This window comes from Halorubrum sp. AJ67 (assembly GCF_000513435.1).
In genome coordinates this window covers 148208-151651 of record NZ_CBVY010000004.1, presented here as the reverse complement: position 1 = coordinate 151651, position 3444 = coordinate 148208, and the positions used below count along the sequence as shown (strand labels likewise).

Below are 3444 nucleotides of genomic sequence, written 5' to 3'. Positions count from 1 at the left end.
CAACAGAGCAAAAAATCAACCGTTATATGGTGGGGGTGGCCGCCCAAAGGTACGTTCACGGCCAGCAGGGCCGAGGTGCCAGGCCGCAGGCCACGTGAGCAGGGTTGCCACCCGGACGATGGCGTGGGGCGTGGAGGGTAGAGGACCACATCGCCGTCGTGACGGAGAATGAGCGCCAGTAGCGCCTGTTTATTGTGCCCCAGAATGGGTACGGGGCGATCCCTCTACTGCCCCTAGTACATATGTCTGATCCGGATAGATACGACGAGACGACAGACGATCACGAACGGTTCGAAGTGGAACTGCTCGCGCAGGATCGGGATGCTCAGTCACCATCGACGGCAGATCTCGACGACGAGACAGCCCACCAGATGGTACGAGAGCTTCTCGATGCCGGGACGGTCACACCGGTTGTCGACCAGCGGATCCTCATTCACGAGCCCAGCGGGACAGCGTTCAAATCGATACAACAACTTGCCGTCTTCCACGAAGGGTGGACGGCCGCCCACGATGCCGACGAGGCGAGTGAGTGAGCAACAGACATTGTGCGGGTGTGCCTTTTGCGAGGCCGTACCCGGACGAAGACTGTGACCGCCTACACATGGGGGAAAGTAGAGCGGGTTAGCCACCCGATCTGTATCGACTGTGCGATTCAGGCGACGCCAGATCCCGAGGAGCGCAACCACTACGCCTGCGACAGCTGTGGGCTCGTCGTCGACGCGTTCGCGGCGCTGACGCGCTTCCGCGTCGAACTCGGTCATCTCGAAGGCCCGGTACACCTGTGCGCCCGCTGTAGCCCGGGTGGGCTCGCGACGTACTGGACGCGTGACCTCGAGCAGCACCTCGTCAGAACGCCGGCGGAGTGACCCAAACACTCTTTACTGTTTCGCTGTAAACTGTAATCAATAACGACCCGTGTCACGCACCTCACATCGCGCCGACGGCGACATCGTCCGGGACTTCCTCTCGGTCGCAGACCTGCTGGCGGAGCCACAGCTCGCCCAGCTGTACGCCTACCTCGCTCGTCAGGATGCGGCGACCGTCCAAGACGTGATGGACGACCTGGCGCTCGCACAGGGGACAGCTTACAGCTACGTCAACCGGCTCGTCGACGCCGGCGTCGTCGACGTCACCGACGACGACCAGCCCCGCAAGTACGCCGCCCGAGCAATCGATCTGACTGTGACGACGGCCGCTGGCGACCGTGAGTACACGATCACGCCGGCGCTCATCGACGCCGTCGGGCGGCGCGAGACGGACGCCGACATCGACACCTACATCGACCGCCACGGCGTCGCCGGCCTCGCGACGGCGCTCACCTATGCAGTCGCTCGAGAGCGCGGCGAGGTGACGCATCGGCTGATGGCCGACGATCTCGATATCTCCCCCCTAGCCGCGGAGCTGATCCTCCAAGCGCTCCGGCCCGTTGTCCACGAACACTACGACATCGGTGAGGATGTACGTCATGATACCGAAGACGGAGCCAACGTATGAGTATCGAAACGGACGTCTCGACACAATTGACGCAGCGCTTTGTTTATCGGCGTTCCATAGAGAGAACTGATGGAACTCAGTGACGACACACTCACGGTTTCACGGGAGCTTTCAGCGCTCGATAAAGATGTACTCGAGTTCACACAGATCCTCGACACCTGCGATGTGAACTACGTCATCGTTAGTGGGTACGTCGCGATCCTCACTGGGCGATCTCGATCGACCGAAGATATCGACGTCATTCTGGAATCATTATCCGAGGAGGAGACTGAGCAGTTAGTTACGAAACTCAAAGATCGAGAGTACTGGGGGATGGCAATGCCACTTGCTGAGATGTATTCGATGTTGAGCGAGGGCAGCCGCATCCGGATTGCCGAAGACGGAGAGATGTACCCGAACTTCGAGACGTGGTTTGTTTCAAACGATGTTGAGCGTGAGGCCCTCTCGAATCCCCTCACGGTGACATTCGAAGAGGGGCAGATTAAGATCAGTCCGCTTGAACTCCAAATCGCGTACAAGCTCCGACTTGCGCAAGCTGCAGACAGCCTCAGTGGGAAGGATTTCGAGGATGCACTTCACCTGTACCTGACTTTCGAGGAACGATTTAACACAGAGCAGCTCGAAACGTATGTCAACGAACTTGGAGTGGAGGACTACTATGCTGAACTCAAACGCGTTTGAAGCCGATCATCGGCGGAATACCGAGCAACGGCGTGCGATGATCAAACAGTGGGCCGAGTATGTTCGAACGCACGATGATCGTGAGTGGTCACGCCAGCAAAATCGGCTCATTGACTCGCAGCTCCAGTCGGCTAACGAGATGGCTGCAGCTGGCGACACAGACCCCGTTCGGTTCGCGGCCGCTCGCGATCGGCTGCGCGACCGATGACCGACGAGGATGCGGTTACCCAAGAGATCGCGACCGCGTACGACGTTGACGAAATCACCGTTGACAGCGAGACGTTCCAGAAGGTTGTGGCGACGACATACTACGATGGCCAGCTCGAGTACGAGTCGGTCACACAGTTGGTCGGCACCGAGACGGCTCAGCGACTGTGTCTACTCAACGCTGATCTCAAGAACGAGCCCCTCGATCTCGCTGCGCCCGACGACGTCGACGTCTACGATGGCGACGCGACGACGGTCGAGACCGCAACCGACGGCGATCGATGAGCGGTCGACGACTGCGAACGGTCGTCGCCGACACCAGCGCACTGGTCAGTCTTGCGGTGCCCCGTGTGGACGCAGCCGTCGGCACCGACATCGCAGACCCGTTTCAGTATCTCCTCACCTCCTGTGAGGTGTTCGTGCCGACAGAAGTGGTCGCGGAACTCCGCGACATCACGCAGTAGCAGGACATCCACGCCGCGGCTGCGAACAATGTTCTCGCAGCCCGTCGCCACTACACGGTCGAGGACCCCTACGAACGCGAGGAGACACCAGATTCGCGGCCGACGTTCGGCCTCGACGACGGTGAAACCGACAGGATCGTCCTCGCGAATGCGCTCGCCGTCGACGGGTTTCTCACCGATGAGTTCGGCGGGACGAACTTCCCGCTGATCCACGCCGTGCTGGAGGGCCCGCAGATCGTCCCGACACCCCGGCTCATCGTCGACTACGCCCGGAACGGACATCTGAGCCACGACACGGCTCGAAGCTGATTACGACGATCAGCCCGCATCGGAGCTGGGAGAATAGCCCCTATGTCACGCAATTGCTCCACCGTCTCGACGGGTAGCCGGCATCCAAGTAGCAATGCTGAACATCTAGCGCCGGCGACGAGTCCTGAAAGCCCTCGGCCGCTCGGCATCCCGCGACCACCGCTGCGCGCCTCGTGCCTGCGGTGCTTGCGGGGTCGGGGGACGACCGAGACGGCCTCGCCCTTTCTGAGTCCACCAGGACGAGCGTAGCTGCGCCGAGCGGTGGAGCCAGTTGGATAGGTGTGTACGT

General features: G+C 60.8%; 5 protein-coding genes and 2 pseudogenes. All 7 read left to right on the top strand.

Annotated elements, in window-relative coordinates; genetic code table 11:
• The first annotated feature begins 242 nt into the window (after window positions 1–242).
• The 7 genes and pseudogenes from BN903_RS06180 to BN903_RS18430 all read left to right on the top strand — a co-directional run bounded on the left by BN903_RS06180 (window position 243) and on the right by BN903_RS18430 (window position 3232).
• A complete protein-coding gene (locus BN903_RS06180) occupies window positions 243–533 on the top strand; it encodes a hypothetical protein (protein WP_048076897.1) in 291 nt (96 codons plus the stop codon).
• Window positions 511–866, top strand: a pseudogene (locus BN903_RS06175) (hypothetical protein). Before BN903_RS06180 ends, BN903_RS06175 begins: the two are co-directional and overlap by 23 nt.
• 49 nt (window positions 867–915) lie before the next feature.
• Window positions 916–1494, top strand: coding sequence for a helix-turn-helix domain-containing protein (locus BN903_RS06170; protein ID WP_048076896.1), 579 nt, complete (start codon window positions 916–918; stop codon window positions 1492–1494).
• 69 nt (window positions 1495–1563) lie between these two features.
• Window positions 1564–2175 (top strand): hypothetical protein, encoded by a 612-nt coding sequence (locus BN903_RS06165; RefSeq protein WP_048076895.1) that lies wholly within the window; start codon window positions 1564–1566, stop codon window positions 2173–2175.
• Window positions 2153–2383: a hypothetical protein gene (locus BN903_RS16530; protein WP_154018057.1), complete on the top strand. Its 231-nt coding sequence runs from the start codon at window positions 2153–2155 to the stop codon at window positions 2381–2383. The genes BN903_RS06165 and BN903_RS16530 overlap by 23 nt, the downstream gene beginning before the upstream one ends.
• Window positions 2380–2667 (top strand): hypothetical protein, encoded by a 288-nt coding sequence (locus tag BN903_RS06160; RefSeq protein ID WP_154018056.1) that lies wholly within the window; start codon window positions 2380–2382, stop codon window positions 2665–2667. The genes BN903_RS16530 and BN903_RS06160 overlap by 4 nt, the downstream gene beginning before the upstream one ends.
• Window positions 2664–3232 (top strand): annotated as a pseudogene (locus BN903_RS18430) (hypothetical protein). The gene BN903_RS06160 and the pseudogene BN903_RS18430 overlap by 4 nt, the downstream one beginning before the upstream one ends.
• Window positions 3233–3444: the final 212 nt, after the last annotated feature.